This window comes from Kribbella rubisoli (genome assembly GCF_004217145.1).
Taxonomy (GTDB): Bacteria; Actinomycetota; Actinomycetes; order Propionibacteriales; family Kribbellaceae; genus Kribbella; species Kribbella rubisoli.
In genome coordinates this window covers 2,006,674-2,021,324 of record NZ_SHKR01000011.1, presented here as the reverse complement: position 1 = coordinate 2,021,324, position 14,651 = coordinate 2,006,674, and the positions used below count along the sequence as shown (strand labels likewise).

Genomic DNA, 14,651 nt, shown 5'->3' with positions numbered 1-14,651 from the left:
GCGATGACCAAGATCACTCTCGGCAAGGCCATCAACGCGGGCCTTCGGGCCGCGATGGAGAAGGACCCGAAGGTCGTCATCATGGGGGAGGACATCGGCAAGCTCGGCGGTGTCTTCCGCGTCACCGAAGGCCTGCAGAAGGACTTCGGCGAGGACCGCGTCATCGACACCCCGCTGGCCGAGTCCGGCATCATCGGCACCGCGGTCGGCCTGGCGCTGCGCGGATACCGGCCGGTCTGCGAGATCCAGTTCGACGGCTTCGTGTTCCCGGCGTACGACCAGATCATCAACCAGGTCGCGAAGATGCACTACCGCTCCGAAGGCCGGATCAAGATGCCGGTCGTCATCCGGATCCCGTACGGCGGTGGCATCGGTGCGGTCGAGCACCACTCGGAGTCGCCGGAGACGCTGTTCGCGCACGTGCCCGGGCTCAAGGTCGTCTCGTGCGGCGACCCGGTGGACGCGTACTGGATGATCCAGCAGGCGATCTCGTCCGACGACCCGGTCGTGTTCTTCGAGCCGAAGCGCCGGTACCACGAGAAGGCGGAGCTGGACGAGTCCGTGCCGCCCGTGCAGCCGCTGCACCAGGCGAAGGTGGTCCGTGAGGGCACCGACGCGACGCTGTTCTGCTACGGCCCGATGGTGAAGACCTGCCTGCAGGCGGCCGAGGCCGCGGTCGAGGACGGACGCAACCTCGAGGTCGTGGACCTGCGGACGATCGCGCCGCTGGACCTCGCGACGATCTTCGCGTCGGTCAAGAAGACCCGGCGGGCGCTGGTGGTGCACGAGGCGCCGCTGTCGCTCGGCACCGGATCTGAGATCGCCGCGCGGGTGACCGAGGAGTGCTTCTACCACCTCGAGGCTCCCGTACTGCGCGTCACCGGGTACGACACGCCTTACCCGCCGTCGCGGATGGAAGACGACTACCTGCCGGACCTGGACCGGGTGCTGGACGGCGTCGACCGCGTGATGGGGTACTGATGGGCATCCAGCAGTTCCGCCTCCCGGACGTCGGCGAAGGGTTGGTCGAGGCCGAGATCGTCAGCTGGAAGGTCAAGCCCGGCGACACCGTCAAGCTCAACGACACCATCGTCGAGATCGAGACCGCGAAGTCGCTCGTCGAGCTGCCGGTTCCGTTTGCCGGGGTCGTGAAGGACCTCCTGGTCCCCGAGGGCGAAACGGTAGACGTCGGCACCCCGATCATCTCGGTGGAAACCGATTCGCCGGCCGAGGCTCTGGCCGACGACATGGTCCCCACCGTCCCCGAGCCGGCCGAGGAAACCGGCGGCCGCACCGCGGTCCTGGTCGGCTACGGCCCCAAAACCACCGAAGCCAAACGCCGAGCCCGCAAGTCAGCTGGTCCGGATCCGGTAGCTGCGCCTGCACCCGCTCCTGTACCTGCTCCCGAACCGGTTGTTGCTAAGAGCAATGAACAGGCCGGGTCGGTGCACGTGCTGGCCAAGCCGCCGGTTCGCAAGCTGGCCAAGGATCTGGGGATTGATCTGGCTGCGGTGACCGCGAGTGGGCCGGGTGGGATTATCACCCGGGCCGATGTCGAGGGTCATGTGGCGGCTCCGGCTGAACCGGCGTACGAAGCTGCACCTGTGGTGAGTGCGCAGGGCGACACCCGCGTGCCGGTGAAGGGTGTGCAGAAGGTGATGGCGCAGGCGATGGTTGCCAGTGCGTTCACCGCGCCGCATGTGACCGAGTGGATCACCGTCGACGTCAGCGCCACGATGGAGCTGGTCGAGCGGTTGAAGGCCGACAAGGCGTTCCGCGACCTCCGGGTCTCGCCGCTGCTCATCGTCGCAAAGGCGGTCACGCTCGCGGCCCGTCGTACGCCGATCATCAACGCGGCGTGGGACGAGCAGGCGCAGGAGATCGTGTACAAGGGCGCAGTCAACCTCGGCATCGCCGCGGCCACCCCGCGCGGGCTGATCGTCCCGAACATCAAGGGCGCCGACTCGCTCACCCTGCCGGACCTGTGCAAGGCCCTGAACGACCTGGTCGCCACCGCCCGCGAGGGCAAGACGCAACCGGCGGACCAGGCCGGCGGCTCGTTCACGATCACCAACGTCGGCGTGTTCGGCGTCGACGCCGGTACGCCGATCATCAACCCGGGCGAGGCCGCGATCCTCGCGTTCGGCGCGGTCCGCAAGCAGCCCTGGGTGGTGGACGACGAGATCGTCCCGCGCTCGATCACCACGCTCTCGCTGTCCTTCGACCACCGCCTGATCGACGGCGAGAAGGGCTCGATCTTCCTCTCCGACGTAGCAAGCATCCTCGAGGACCCAGCCCGCGCGCTGATGTTCTGACCTGCACGTTCGACGAAGGCCCGGGCGTCACCCGCCCGGGCCTCCGCACGCTCCGGGCGGGGTTTGCGGAAACAATGGTGCGCTGGATGGCAGAAATGTTCCGTTGACCTCAAGCGCTTGAGGTGTGTGACCGTGGGTCACATGACGAGCTTCACCATTCAGGAGGTCGCGCAGCGGAGCGGGCTGAGCGAGCCCACGCTGCGTTACTACGAGGACGTCGGCCTGGTCGGCCCCATCTCCCGCGACACCAGCAGCGGCCACCGCCGGTACGGCGACACCGACGTGGACACACTCGAGGCACTCGCGTGTCTGCGCGCCGCCGGCGTGGGCATCGGCGACATGCGCACGTACCTCGCCAACCGGATCCGCGGTCGCGAGGCGGCGGCCGAGCAGCGTGACCTGCTGCTGCGGCACGCGGAGCGGATCGAGGCCGAGATCGCCGCGCAACGCGTCCGGCTCGAGTACCTCCGCGAGAAGGCCGCGCTCTGGGACGCCCGCGACCGCGGCGACGACACCGCCGAGGCGAAGGCCATCGAACGCCTCATAGACGTGGTTGAGGTACTGCGATGATCCTGGTCACCGGCGGCTCGGGATACCTGGCCACCCACCTGATCGCTTTGCTCCTTCGGGACGGGCACGAGGTCCGTACGACGGTGCGCTCGACATCCCGCAGCGCCGAGCTGCGCGCCGCCGTACGCCGAGGTGCTGCGGACGATGCGGGACTGGAGATCGTCATCGCGGACCTGATGTCCGACGACGGCTGGTCCGCTGCGGTGGCGGGTTGCTCGGAAGTCCACCACGTGGCGTCGCCGATCCCGGTCACGCAGCCCGACGATGCCGACGAGCTGATCGTCCCGGCGCGCGAGGGCACGCTGCGAGTACTGCGGGCGGCGCGTGATGCCGGCGCGCGGCGCGTCGTACTGACGTCGTCGTTCGCGGCCGTCGGGTACACACCGAAGCCGGGCGCCGAGTTCACCGAGGAGGATTGGACGGATCCCGATACGCCGGGCCTCGCGCCGTACCCACGCTCGAAAGCGATCGCCGAGCGGGCAGCGTGGGACCTGATGGCCGGCGCCGACACCGAACTCGTGGTCGTGAACCCGACCGGCATCTTCGGCCCGACGCTCACCACGAATCTGCGTTCGTCGACCCAGCTGATCAAAATGATGCTCGACGGCACGATGCCGGTGGCGCCACGAGCGCGCTTCGGCGTGGTCGACGTACGCGACGTCGCCGACCTCCACGTACGCGCCATGGCCGCACCCGATGCCGCAGGCAAGCGTTTCCTTGCCGTAGCCAACGGTCCGACGGTCAGCTTCCTCGAGATCGCCCAGATCCTGGGCCCACCTGCGCCCACCGAAGAGGCTCCGGGGCCGGACCTCCCACGCCCGATCATCCACAACGACCGAGCCCGAACCGAACTCGCCTGGCAACCCCGCGACGTCAAAACCACCATCCTCGAAACCGCAGAAAGCCTCCGCGACCTCGGCCTGCTACCGGGGATCCTCTGAACGCCACCGCCAGCCGGCCATCGAGGGCCGACCCCGCTTACCGACGACCATCGAATGGAAGGTCGCAGACCAACTCCGCGGCGACGTGCGGAGCCTCCGCATCACCTCGTCGGCAACCTCCTCAGGCGGTCGTCCGCGCAGCTGGAACCGCAGGAACACCTGGAACTTCTCGGCCGGAGCGAACAGCGCCACCAAGAACTTGTCCGGATCCCGATGATCCGCCGCGGCCCAACTCAGCTCGAGCCCGATGCTGCTGACCCCATCGCGATCCACGCCCTCGAGCACCAGCCGCGACACCGTGTCGACCGGCCGCTGCCAACTCTGGTCGGCCGCGAGGTGCTCGATCGCGGCGTCGTACGCCGCGGCATCGAACGAGACGCCGTGATCGAAGGGCACATCGACGTACCAGTCCCAATGCACCGCGTCGCCGTCGCGGGTGATCAGTGCTTCGGTTGAGCCGCAGCCCGGCTCACCACAGGTACACCGGGCAACCACGACGCGCCGCGGCTCCGCGGTCGCGAGGAGCTGGTTCGCCGGGACGATCAGATCGAACGGGTGCATACCCATCCCGGCGCCGGCCTCGGTGATCTCGAAGTCGTTGACGTACACGAGAACCTCGTACGACCGCTCCAGCTCGCGTGCCGGGACGATCTCGAAGCGCACCTCGTCGGTGGGCAGCCGGGCGTAGGTAGTGCCGTCCTGAGTCACCTTCTGACCGGGCGAATCGCGGGTTGGACGCGGGATCGAGAGCTCAGCCAGCGCGGTCTGCACCAGCCCGCGGAGCTCCTTCGAACGGGTTGAGCGAGGCACGCCGGCCAGCTCGCGCAGCGCCTGGGAGTCGAGGCCTTCGGCAAGAAATCGCGCGGCCACGTCGATGAAGCCGGTCGCGTCGGAGGTACGACGGGCCGCCGCATCGTAGAAACGCTGCTCGACGGAGTAGTCCACGGGATCATCATCGACTGTCAGCGGACTGCGAGCACGAGCTTTCCGGCGACTCGGCCGGATTCGCCCAAGCGGTCGGCGTCGGGTGCGTGCTCGAGTGGGAGCGTCTGCTCGACATGCACCAGCAGACGGCCGGAGCGCACGCCGCTGGCCTTGGCCACCTGCGCCAACTCGTCGGGCACACCGCTCAGTACGCCGACCAGGATCCCGCCGGGGCCCATGAACTCCAGCCAGCGGCCGTGACCCGAGGTGCGCCTCATCTGCGCGGCTGTATCAGTCCACCGGATTGACCCCCGCGGCGTGCACCTCGACGAGCACCTCGCTCTGCGGCCGGCATAATCCGGCTGCCTTCTCGGATCGGCGGTGAGAAGGTGGGGCAGTGCTGGTGATCTTTGTGGTGCTGGGGGCCGCGGTTCTCCATGCGACGTGGAATGCGATGGCGCATGGGGCACCGGATCGGGTCGCGGGGCTGGCGTTGTTCGAACTCGCGGCCGGGGTCATCGGGCTTGTCGCCATCCTGCTGACGGGTCTGCCGCCGGCCGGCACGTGGGGATACATCGTTGCGTCGGCGCTGCTGCACCTTGCTTATCTGGGTGGGTTGCTCGCGTCGTACCAGCTCGGTCAGTTCAGTCAGATGTATCCGCTGGCCCGCGGTACCTCGCCGTGGGTGGTGGCGGTGGTGTCGATCGTCGTACTGCACCAACACCTTGCTGTGATCGAGCTGGCCGGCGTACTGCTGATCTCCGCCGGGCTGATCGGCCTCGTGTTCATCGGCCGACCTGGTCGTCGTCAGGTACCGGCGCTGCTCGCCGCGTTCGGCACCGGCCTGATGATCGCGTCGTACACGGTCGTCGACGGGGTCGCCGTCCACAAGATGCCCGTCGCGACGTACATGGGCTGGGTCTTCATGCTCCAAGGCTTCGCGGTCCCGCTGGCCGTCGTGTTGTGGCGCGGCCCACAAGCCTTCAACCTGCCGAAACCCGCCATCTTCTCGGGCCTGTTCGGCGGGGTCGTCTCGATGGCCGCGTACGGCCTCGTCCTCTGGGCCCAAACCCGAGGCACCCTGGCCGCCATCGCCGCCCTCCGCGAAACCAGCATCATCTTCGGAGCCCTCATCGGCACCCTCTTCTTCAACGAACGCTTCGGCCCCAAACGAGCCGCAGCCGCGGCCGTAGTAGTAACCGGCATCGTCCTCATCACCCTCGGCTAGACCTGCAGCCGGCCCGGGAGGTCTGGTCCGCCCATCGACGTGCTCGTCGCGGCTCCTTCGCGCCGTGCTCCACGCCGCTCCTCGACTGCGGGACGTCGGTTCGTGACCGGCTAAGGATCAACTGGAGATACCCGCTGGGGACTGTGGACAAGCTATTGCATGTCCACAGTCCCCGCCGCCTATTCACAGTGCGGCAGTTTGGCGTGCTGCGCGCAAACGAACCTGGCTAGAGCGGGTCCGGTCGAGGCGTGGATGGGCGGCACCCGCGGGGCGGTCGTGAAAGTTGGTGAGTGGGGGTCCCGGGCGGTGGACCCCCACTCGGCTTTAGCGGTGGACGGCGTCGAGGGCGTCCGCGATGCCTTCGCCGTAGAAGGCGTTGTTGGCGGTGGTGCCGGTGCAGCGGGGGTCGGGGGTGGTGGGGCAGGCGGTGTCGTCGGCCTCGCGTTGGAGGGCTCGTTCGAGGTCGCGCGGGCCCCACCACGGGTGGGTGGATTTGAGCAGGGCGGCGATGCCGGTGACGTGCGGCGAGGCCATCGACGTACCGCTCATCAGGCCGTAGCCGCCGCCGGGCAGCGTCGACAGGATCGAGCTACCGGGGGCTGCGACGTCGATCTTGTGGAGGCCGAAGTTCGAGAAGCTGCTCTTCACGCGCAACTGGGTCGTGCTGGCGACGGTGATGACGCCGGGGAGCTCGGTCGGCATGTCGAGGCAGTTGTTGTTGATCGTCCGGCTGACCGGGGTCGAGTCGTTCGGGCTGGTGGTGTCGGTGGTCTTGTTGGCCAGGTCGTAGTTCGAGTTGCCGGCTGCGGCGACGGACAGCGTCCCGCGGTCAGCGGCCCATGCGTACGCGCGCCGCACTGCTTCCTGCACCGCGCCCTGGTCGCCGTTGTCCTTGCACCAGAACTGGAACGGGTCGATGAAGTAGCTGTGGTTCGTCACGTCCATGTGGTGCTCGGCGGCCCACACGATCCCGCAGATCGAGTACTCCGGGTAGATGAAGCCGGCGTCGTTCACGACCTTGACCGACGCGATCCGCACACCCGGCGCCACGCCGACGATGCCGATCCCGTTCCGCGCGGCGGCGACTGTGCCCGCGACGTGTGTGCCGTGGGGGCTGGTCGTCGGCCGCCAGATGCCCGGCGTCTGATCCGGTACGCCGTTCTTCACGCAGCTGACCGAGTCGCGCGCGTCGAAGTTCGGCGCGAGGTCGGGGTGGGTGTCGTCCACGCCGCTGTCGTTGATGCCGACCAGCACGCGCCGCGAGCCGTCGGTCACGTTGTGGGCCTGGTCCGCCTTGATCTGGACCATGTCCCACTGCGAGCCCTCTTGCGGATCGAGCACCGGCGTCGCCGTGGTCTCATCGACGGAGCCGACGGAGCTCAACCCGCCCGACGGGCCCTCACTGACTGCGGCAGTCCGCGTAGCGCCGACGGACTGCACCTCGCGCCCGTTGCGTCCGGCGCGCACGTCGACCTTGAAGTTCGCGTTGGTCGACTGCGCGACCACCACCCCGAACTCCCGGTACGACGAGAGCACCGTCCCGCCGGCGTGCTTCACCGCGTCCTCGACCTTCCGGACGTGTCCGGGCGAGGCCTTGGTGTTGATCACGTAGTTCATCAGAGGCCCGGGTGTGGGGTCGTCGAGCGGTGCGGCGTACGCCGTGGCGGCGCTGAGGGACGTCAGCGCCAGCGTGACCGCGGCCAGGCCGGCGGACACCCGGCGGGGACGGGGAATTCGGGACACGCTGCCTCCTCGGGGCGGGGCCCGGGCGGACGGGCCCGGGCCGTATCCGGCGACTCTAGAGCGGATTCCGGACCGAGGGAGTTCCTCATCCACAACGCAGGGGAAACCCTGCATTCGTCACTACCGAGCGTCCACCAGGTCACGCTCAGTTGCCCACATGCTGTGGATCTGCCTGTGGATAACTCGTGGACAAGTTGGGGAATAACCGGCCTCGCCGGTGGATTAGCTGTGTGTGTAAGATAGATACAACAGAGATACCAGTCGTATGGGTGGGGAGTTCAGTGGTGAGCGGGGCGCCGGAGCCGGCGAGTGATGCGTTGATTCTGGGAGACGAAACGGCCGAGATCGCGCGGGTGGTGGTCGAGGCCGCGCCGGGGGTGGAGAAGATCCCCGCGGCCGAGCGCGTGTATGCGTACGTGAAGGCAGCGATCCTGGATCGGGCTTACCCAGGCGGCGCGCTGCTGACCGAGGGCGAGCTCGCCACCGCGGTCGGAGTCTCCCGTACGCCGGTCCGCGAGGCCCTGCTCCGCCTGGAGGAATCCGGGCTGGTCAAGCTGTACCCGAAGAAGGGCGCGCTGGTCCTGCCTGTGCTGCCGCAGGAGATCGAGGACGTCCTCGAGGCCCGCGAGCTGCTCGAGACGCACGCTGCCGCCAAAGTGTGGCCGCGGCGCAAGCAGCTGATCGAGCGGCTGACCCAGCGCGTCGACGAGATGCGCGCGCACCGCAAGGCGGGCGACGCGAAGAGCTTCCTGGAGGCCGACCGGGCTTTCCACGAGGCCATCGTCGGTGCCGCCGGCAACGAAATCCTCGCCAAGCTCTACAACAGCCTGCGTGACCGTCAGGTCCGGATGGGCGTGCCAGGTATCGAGGTGCAGCCGGCCCGGATGGACAAGTCGATCACCGCGCACCAGGAGATGATCGACGCGCTCGGCGGCAACAGCGTCAAGCGGTTCCGTGAGCTCGTCATCGCGCATATCGCCGAGGCCGCCAATGATCTGCGGGGCACTCGGTGACCGAACTCCTCTTCCCCCTGGGCGGTCGGCGAGCCTGGGCGGTGTGGGCCACTGCCGTCCTGACGTACCTCGTCACGGTGCTGCACCGCGGCTCGATGAGCGTGGCTGGCCTGCAGGCCGCTGAGCGCTTCCACATCTCCGCATCCGCCCTGGCCAGCTTCACCGTCGTACAGCTCACGGTGTACGCCGCCATGCAGGTGCCCGTCGGCATCCTGCTCGATCGGTACGGCTCCAAGCGCTTGCTGATCGCTGCGTCCGGCCTGCTGTTCGTAGCGCAGTCCGCATTCAGCCTGGTCGATTCCTACCCCGCCGCACTCGCTGCACGCGCAGTACTGGGTGTTGGCGACGCACTGGTCTTCATCAGCGTGCTGCGCGTGGTCATGTCCTGGTTCCCCGCACTGCGGCAGCCGGTGATGTCACAGGCGACCGGAATGCTGGGTGGTCTCGGAGCGATCATGTCGACCGTGCCGATGGCTGCTGCCTTCCACGCGTTCGGCTGGACGCCCACGTTCGCCGGTGCGAGCGTGCTGAGCCTCGTGGCCGGCGTACTGGTGCTGTTCCTCATCAAGGACACGCCGTACGACGAACCGCTCCGTCGCGCGAAGCAGCCGCTCCACGAGGTCAAGAAGAACCTGCGTCGCGCCTGGAAGGAGCCAGGCACCCGGCTGGGGCTGTGGACGCACTTCACCACCAGCTTCTCCGGCAGCACGTTCGGACTGCTCTGGGGCTACCCGTTCCTGGTGCAGGGCCAGGGCCTCGCGCCGACGACCGCTGCGGCGATGCTGATCCTCCCTGTGCTCGCCGGACTCTGTTACGGCCCGCTGGTCGGGCGGTACGCCGCCAGGTTCCCGTTCTACCGGTCGTGGATCGTGCTTGCAGTGATCGCGGGCTCGGTGCTGATGTGGACCGTCGTACTGCTCTGGCCAGGTCGTGCGCCGATGCCCGTGCTCTTGCTACTGATCGTCGTACAGGCCGCCGGTGGTCCGGGGTCGATGCTCGGACTGGACTACGCCCGGACGTTCAACCCCGCGACCCGGTTCGGTGCGGCCAACGGGATGGTCAACACCGGTGGGTTCATCGCCACGCTGCTCTGTATCGGCATGGTCGGCATCCTGCTCGACACCTCGTCCGGTGGGGCGCCGCAGACGATCGAAGACTTCAAGTTCGCGCTGGCGTTCCAGTACGTGCTGTGGGCGATCGGGACGCGGCAGATCCTCAAGTACCGGCGCAAGGCGCGCGGCCACCTGGCCCGCTACAACCCGGAGGCCTACCAGGCCCTGTTGGCCAACCAGGTCGTCCCGCTGAAGGGCTGAGACAGCGCGCTGGCACGGGGTGTCAGGCAAGTGCCAGGTCGGTGACAGGGCACCGCGCGAAGGTAGTCCCAGTGAAGTAAGTCCACTGGGAGGAACCAATGACCACAACGAACCAGGTCGCCATCGAGGCAACCGGTCTGGTCAAAAAATATGGCAACACCACGGCGCTTGCCGGCGTCGATCTGAGCGTGCCCACGGGCACGGTCCTCGGGGTCCTCGGCCCGAACGGCGCCGGCAAGACGACCGCGGTCCGCATTCTCGGCACCCTGCTCCGGCCCGACGCCGGCCACGCGACGGTCGGCGGGTACGACGTCGTACGGGAGGCCGGCAAGGTCCGCAGCATCATCGGGCTGACCGGACAGTACGCCTCGGTCGACGAGGACATGTCCGGCCGCCGCAACCTGATCATGATCGGCCGGCTGCTCGGGTTCTCCCGGGAGCAGTCCCGGGTCCGCGCGGACCAGCTGCTCGAGCGGTTCGAGCTGACCGACGCGGGTGAGCGGATCGCGAAGACGTACTCCGGCGGTATGCGCCGCCGGCTCGACCTGGCCGCGAGCCTGGTCGGCAACCCGAGCATCCTGTACCTGGACGAGCCCACCACCGGCCTCGACCCGCACGCCCGCAACGGCGTGTGGGAGACGATCCGCAACCTGGTCCTCGACGGCACCACGGTCCTGCTCACCACGCAGTACCTGGAGGAGGCCGATGCGCTGGCCGACTCGATCGTGGTGTTCGACAAGGGCTCCGTGGTCGCCTCCGGGCGTCCGGCCGAGCTGAAGGCCCAGGCCGGCAAACAGTCGCTGGACGTCCGCCCGGCCGAGCCCGCGCACATCGAGCGGGTCGCCGCGATCGTCGCGGAGTCCACCGGGATGCGTCCGAACGTCGACGTGGTGAACGCCCTCGTCAGCGTTCCGGTGAGCGACGGTTCGTCAATGCCGGTCGTCGTACGGCGGCTGGACGAGGCCGGGATCGCGGTCACCGAGCTGTCGCTGCGACTGCCCAGCCTGGACGAGGTCTTCCTCGCCCTGACCGGTCACACCGCCGAAGAGAAGACGTCCGACGTCGTACTGGAAGGAGCGGGTCGATGACCACCGCAACTCTTGAACCTCCTGCGCACCTGGCCCGCCGGTCACGGCCGTTCGCCTGGGTGCAGCAGAGCCTGACGCTGGCCTGGCGGAACATCGTCCGGATCCGGCAGAACCCGGAAGCCCTGGCGGACGTGACGTTCCAGCCGATCATCTTCCTGGCGCTGTTCCTGTTCGTCTTCGGCGGCGCGATCGCCGGGGGCGGCGGCTGGCGCGGCTACCTACCGGTGCTGCTGCCCGGCCTGCTGGTGCAGACCGTGGTGTTCGCGACGATGGGCACCGGAGTCGGTCTGAACGACGACTTCGCCAAGGGCGTGTTCGACCGGTTCCGCAGCTTGCCGATCGCGCGGATCTCGCCGCTGATCGGCGCCGTCCTCGGTGACGCGGTCCGGTACTCGCTGTCGATCGTGATCCTGATGACGAGCGGATTCGTGCTCGGCTTCCGCTTCCACAACGGCGTCGGCAACGGCCTCCTCGCGATGCTGATCGTGCTGCTGTTCGCGCTGTCGATGTGCTGGATCTGGGTCTGGCTCGGCCTGACCATGAAGACCGCCCAGGGCGTCCAGGGCATCGCCTTCCTGGTGATGTTCCCGCTGACTTTCGGCAGCAACATCTTCGTCCCGACCAGCACGCTGCCGGGCTTCCTGCAGGCCTTCACCAAGGTCAGTCCGATCACCTACCTGGTCGACACCGAACGTGCCCTGATGGGTGGCGGTGCGCTCCAGAAGCCGTTGCTGATCACGCTGGCCTGGATGGTCGGTCTGGTCGCGGTCTTCGCGCCGCTGGCGATCCGCGCCTACCGCCGCCGTACCTGAAATCTGTCGGTGGTGAGCGTCAGACTGGTCGTATGAAGACCAACTGGACGCTCACCATCGACTGCGCGGACCCAGCTGTGGTCGCGCGCTTCTGGTGTACGGCGCTGGGCTACACCGAGGCGGATCCGCCGAGCGGGTGGGACACGTGGGAGGACTGGCTGACCGCGTTGAACGTCCCCGAGGACGAGTGGAACGACGGGGCCTCGATCTCCGACCCGGACGGCATCCTCCCGTCGATCTCGTTCCTCAAGGTCCCCGAGCCCCGGACGGTCAAGAACCGCCTCCACCTCGACCTTCAGGCAGCCGGCGGTCGCGCCGAGCCTCAGCACCTGCGCGAAGAACGCATCCGCGCCAAAGCCGAAACCCTGCTGACCGCCGGCGCCACCCTGATCCGCGAAGTCCCGATGGAGAACTCCACCACCCTGGACCACCTCTGGCTACAAGACCCCGAAGGCAACGACTTCTGCGTCGTCTGAGGGGAATCCGGGGGCATCCCGGGGCAGATCAAGCTGCGTTGTCCACAAGGGCATTTCAGAGCACGAGATTGAGCGCTCGCGGTGGATAGCCTGCGTTGGTGCGGATCAACGTGTACGTCGACGGCTTCAACCTGTACTTCGGCTCCCTCAAGGGCCGGCCGTACAAGTGGCTGAACCTCGAGAAGATGTGCAGCCTCTTACTGCCCCGGTTCGAGCTTGGGCGGATCAGGTACTTCACGGCGCTCGTGAAGGAACGCCCTGACAATCTGCATGCGCCGGTCCGGCAGCAGGCGTATCTGCGGGCGCTCGGCACGCTGCCGACTGTGGAAGTACATCTCGGAAGTTTCCTCACCAAACCCACGCGGATGATGCTTGCGAACCCGCCCAGCTCTGGGCCGCGGACGGTCGAGGTCATCAAGACCGAGGAGAAGGGCTCTGACGTCAACCTCGCGACCTACCTGCTGGTGGATGCCTTCCGGGACGATGCGGACGCCTTTGCGGTCGTCAGTAACGACTCCGACCTGACCGAGCCGATCCGGATCGTCCGGCACGAGCTCGGGAAGGTGGTGGGGCTGCTCAACCCGCAGCCGGTGCCGAGCCAGCGTCTGCTGACCTGTCGGCCGACGTTCGCGAAGCAGATTCGGTCCGGTGTCCTGAGAGCCAGTCAGTTTCCTGAGAGCGTTACGGGCGGTGGAGGATCCGTGATCCGTAAGCCCACAGGGTGGTGAAAAAGCAGAAGCCCCACCGAAGTGGGGCCTCGCACCCAGCCACCGAAGCAACTGGGGGAATAGTCAGAGGCTAGCTGACGATCCTCTTCCGGGCAACACGGACTAGCGGGGGTTGATGTCGGCGAAGGCGAGGGGTTGGCGGGTGCAGAGGTAGGTTGCCCAGTGCAACTTCTCTGGCGTGCCCGATGAGTCGCGGGTGATCTGGAGGAGTTCGCCGGTTTCGCGGCCGGAGACGGTTCGGTAGGTGTCTTCCGCGATCTTCTCGAAGACGGCGGGAGACTGCCACTCGGCGGCCGCGGGGGACTTGGCCTGGAGCACGCCCTCCTTGACCGTGAAGGTGAACGGGCTGCCTTCGGTGAACCAGGTGCCCAGGACGCCGGCCACCTCGGCGGGGACGTCGGTGCCGGGGACCCAGGCCTCGGGCGGGAGCGGGTCGTCCTCGAGGACCTTGATGATCAGGTCGGTGGCCAGCGCGCTCGGCGCCGGCGAGGACGTGGCGCCGAAGAGCGCGATACCCGCAGTACCGGACTCGCGGTCGACGAACGTCGACGTGATGTGGCCCGGCATGCCGCCGTCGTGCCCGACGAACAGCCGGTCGCCGCGGCGCAGCAACATGAACCCGAGCCCGAACGCGAGCTGCCAGCGGTCCACGTCGGCCATGATCTGCACCTGGCACATCTCGTCCAGGGTGTCCTTCGACAGCACCTCGTCGACCGGGTTCGCGACGAACATCGCCCACTTCGCCAGGTCCTCGGCCGTCGACGCGAGCCCGCCGCAGGCGTCCATCGCGCCGATGTCGAGCAGCGGCTCCCGGACCGGTACGTCGGTCCACGGCGGCACGTAGTACCCGATCTGCGCCGGTCCGCCGTCCATGCCGACCGTCGTACGGCGCATCTCCAGCGGGTCGAGGATCCGCGCCTTGACCGACTCGTACCAGGACCGGCCGTCGATCCGCGCGACGATCTCACCGAGCAGCGAGAACACCAGGTTGGAGTAGTGGAAGCGGTTGTGCGGCTTGCCGATCCGCTCCGCGTCGTTCCACCCTTCGACCAGCTCGTCGCGGGACGGGAACTTCATCAGGTCCCACACGTCGCCGACCGGCTCGCGCTGCATGCCGCTGGCGTGGCTGAGCATCTGCCGGACGGTGATGCCTTCGTGCTTGCTGCCCGGGATCAGCTTGTCGACCGTGTCGTCCAGGGTGAGCTTGCCCTCGTCGCGCAACGCCATGATCGTGACCGCGGTCAGCGTCTTGCTCTGCGATGCGATCAGGAACTGCGAGTCCGCGGTCGGCGGTACCCCGGGATTCTCCAGGTCGGCCGATCCGGCACCGGTCGACCAGGCCAGCTTCCCGGCGCGGGCGACAGCGCCCACCACCCCGGGAACCCGGCCCTTCGACTGCCGCTCGGCAACGATACGAGTGAGTGCGTTCTGCGTCTGCTCGGCGATATCTGTCACGAGTTCCGACCTTAAGGGAGGTAGGTGACAAAAGGCAGGGGGATT

Annotated in this window: 15 protein-coding genes; 11 read left to right on the top strand and 4 right to left on the bottom strand. The window is 67.8% G+C overall.

Features of this window, described 5'->3' with window-relative positions; all coding sequences use genetic code 11:
- The first annotated feature begins 3 nt into the window (after positions 1-3).
- From EV645_RS12655 to EV645_RS12640, 4 genes are all read left to right on the top strand, one after another.
- Positions 4-981, top strand: a complete 978-nt coding sequence (locus EV645_RS12655) for an alpha-ketoacid dehydrogenase subunit beta (RefSeq protein ID WP_130442874.1) — start codon at positions 4-6, stop codon at positions 979-981.
- A complete protein-coding gene (locus EV645_RS12650) occupies positions 981-2,315 on the top strand; it encodes a dihydrolipoamide acetyltransferase family protein (protein WP_130442872.1) in 1,335 nt (444 codons plus the stop codon). The genes EV645_RS12655 and EV645_RS12650 overlap by 1 nt, the downstream gene beginning before the upstream one ends.
- Positions 2,316-2,456: 141 nt before the next feature.
- Positions 2,457-2,885, top strand: coding sequence for a MerR family transcriptional regulator (locus EV645_RS12645; RefSeq protein WP_130442870.1), 429 nt, complete (start codon positions 2,457-2,459; stop codon positions 2,883-2,885).
- Complete coding sequence (locus EV645_RS12640) at positions 2,882-3,826, top strand: NAD-dependent epimerase/dehydratase family protein (RefSeq protein ID WP_130442867.1); 945 nt, start codon at positions 2,882-2,884, stop codon at positions 3,824-3,826. The genes EV645_RS12645 and EV645_RS12640 overlap by 4 nt, the downstream gene beginning before the upstream one ends.
- Here EV645_RS12640 and EV645_RS12635 read toward each other — a convergent pair.
- Both EV645_RS12635 and EV645_RS12630 read right to left on the bottom strand, forming a co-directional pair.
- Positions 3,809-4,771: a hypothetical protein gene (locus tag EV645_RS12635; protein ID WP_130442865.1), complete on the bottom strand. Its 963-nt coding sequence runs from the start codon at positions 4,769-4,771 to the stop codon at positions 3,809-3,811. The genes EV645_RS12640 and EV645_RS12635 overlap by 18 nt on opposite strands.
- Before the next feature lie 17 nt (positions 4,772-4,788).
- Positions 4,789-5,028, bottom strand: a complete 240-nt coding sequence (locus EV645_RS12630; protein WP_130442863.1) for a zinc-binding dehydrogenase — start codon at positions 5,026-5,028, stop codon at positions 4,789-4,791.
- A 119-nt stretch (positions 5,029-5,147) separates the two neighbouring features.
- On the opposite strand from EV645_RS12630, the gene EV645_RS12625 reads away from it, so the two are divergent.
- The gene (locus EV645_RS12625) at positions 5,148-5,978 is read left to right on the top strand and encodes a DMT family transporter (protein ID WP_198681557.1); all 831 of its coding nucleotides are present in this window, start codon (positions 5,148-5,150) and stop codon (positions 5,976-5,978) included.
- Positions 5,979-6,302: 324 nt separating this feature from the next.
- Here the strand turns inward: EV645_RS12625 and EV645_RS12620 are convergent, their stop codons facing one another.
- The gene (locus EV645_RS12620) at positions 6,303-7,721 is read right to left on the bottom strand and encodes a S8 family peptidase (RefSeq protein ID WP_242000348.1); all 1,419 of its coding nucleotides are present in this window, start codon (positions 7,719-7,721) and stop codon (positions 6,303-6,305) included.
- 284 nt (positions 7,722-8,005) lie between these two features.
- Between EV645_RS12620 and EV645_RS12615 the strand changes: the two genes are divergently transcribed.
- From EV645_RS12615 to EV645_RS12590, 6 genes are all read left to right on the top strand, one after another.
- Positions 8,006-8,734, top strand: a complete 729-nt coding sequence (locus tag EV645_RS12615) for a GntR family transcriptional regulator (RefSeq protein ID WP_242000347.1) — start codon at positions 8,006-8,008, stop codon at positions 8,732-8,734.
- Positions 8,731-10,047, top strand: coding sequence for an MFS transporter (locus tag EV645_RS12610; RefSeq protein WP_130442859.1), 1,317 nt, complete (start codon positions 8,731-8,733; stop codon positions 10,045-10,047). The genes EV645_RS12615 and EV645_RS12610 overlap by 4 nt, the downstream gene beginning before the upstream one ends.
- A 98-nt stretch (positions 10,048-10,145) precedes the next feature.
- Positions 10,146-11,135 (top strand): ATP-binding cassette domain-containing protein, encoded by a 990-nt coding sequence (locus EV645_RS12605; protein WP_130442857.1) that lies wholly within the window; start codon positions 10,146-10,148, stop codon positions 11,133-11,135.
- Positions 11,132-11,947, top strand: a complete 816-nt coding sequence (locus EV645_RS12600; RefSeq protein ID WP_130442855.1) for an ABC transporter permease — start codon at positions 11,132-11,134, stop codon at positions 11,945-11,947. Before EV645_RS12605 ends, EV645_RS12600 begins: the two co-directional genes overlap by 4 nt.
- A gap of 32 nt (positions 11,948-11,979) precedes the next feature.
- Positions 11,980-12,423, top strand: a complete 444-nt coding sequence (locus tag EV645_RS12595) for a VOC family protein (RefSeq protein ID WP_130442853.1) — start codon at positions 11,980-11,982, stop codon at positions 12,421-12,423.
- Positions 12,424-12,521: 98 nt separating this feature from the next.
- The gene (locus tag EV645_RS12590; protein WP_130442851.1) at positions 12,522-13,151 is read left to right on the top strand and encodes an NYN domain-containing protein; all 630 of its coding nucleotides are present in this window, start codon (positions 12,522-12,524) and stop codon (positions 13,149-13,151) included.
- Positions 13,152-13,253: 102 nt separating this feature from the next.
- Here the strand turns inward: EV645_RS12590 and EV645_RS12585 are convergent, their stop codons facing one another.
- Positions 13,254-14,606, bottom strand: coding sequence for a serine hydrolase domain-containing protein (locus EV645_RS12585; protein ID WP_130442849.1), 1,353 nt, complete (start codon positions 14,604-14,606; stop codon positions 13,254-13,256).
- Positions 14,607-14,651 lie beyond the last annotated feature (45 nt).

Excerpts from the sequence above, each read along its gene's own strand:
- EV645_RS12645 (WP_130442870.1), top strand. The coding sequence starts at position 2,457 with ATGACGAGCTTCACCATTCAGGAGGTCGCGCAGCGGAGCGGGCTGAGC.
- EV645_RS12655 (WP_130442874.1), top strand. The coding sequence starts at position 4 with ATGACCAAGATCACTCTCGGCAAGGCCATCAACGCGGGCCTTCGGGCC.
- EV645_RS12605 (WP_130442857.1), top strand. The coding sequence starts at position 10,146 with ATGACCACAACGAACCAGGTCGCCATCGAGGCAACCGGTCTGGTCAAA.
- EV645_RS12640 (WP_130442867.1), top strand. The coding sequence starts at position 2,882 with ATGATCCTGGTCACCGGCGGCTCGGGATACCTGGCCACCCACCTGATC.
- EV645_RS12630 (WP_130442863.1), bottom strand. The coding sequence starts at position 5,028 with ATGAGGCGCACCTCGGGTCACGGCCGCTGGCTGGAGTTCATGGGCCCC.
- EV645_RS12650 (WP_130442872.1), top strand. The coding sequence starts at position 981 with ATGGGCATCCAGCAGTTCCGCCTCCCGGACGTCGGCGAAGGGTTGGTC.
- EV645_RS12595 (WP_130442853.1), top strand. The coding sequence starts at position 11,980 with ATGAAGACCAACTGGACGCTCACCATCGACTGCGCGGACCCAGCTGTG.
- EV645_RS12600 (WP_130442855.1), top strand. The coding sequence starts at position 11,132 with ATGACCACCGCAACTCTTGAACCTCCTGCGCACCTGGCCCGCCGGTCA.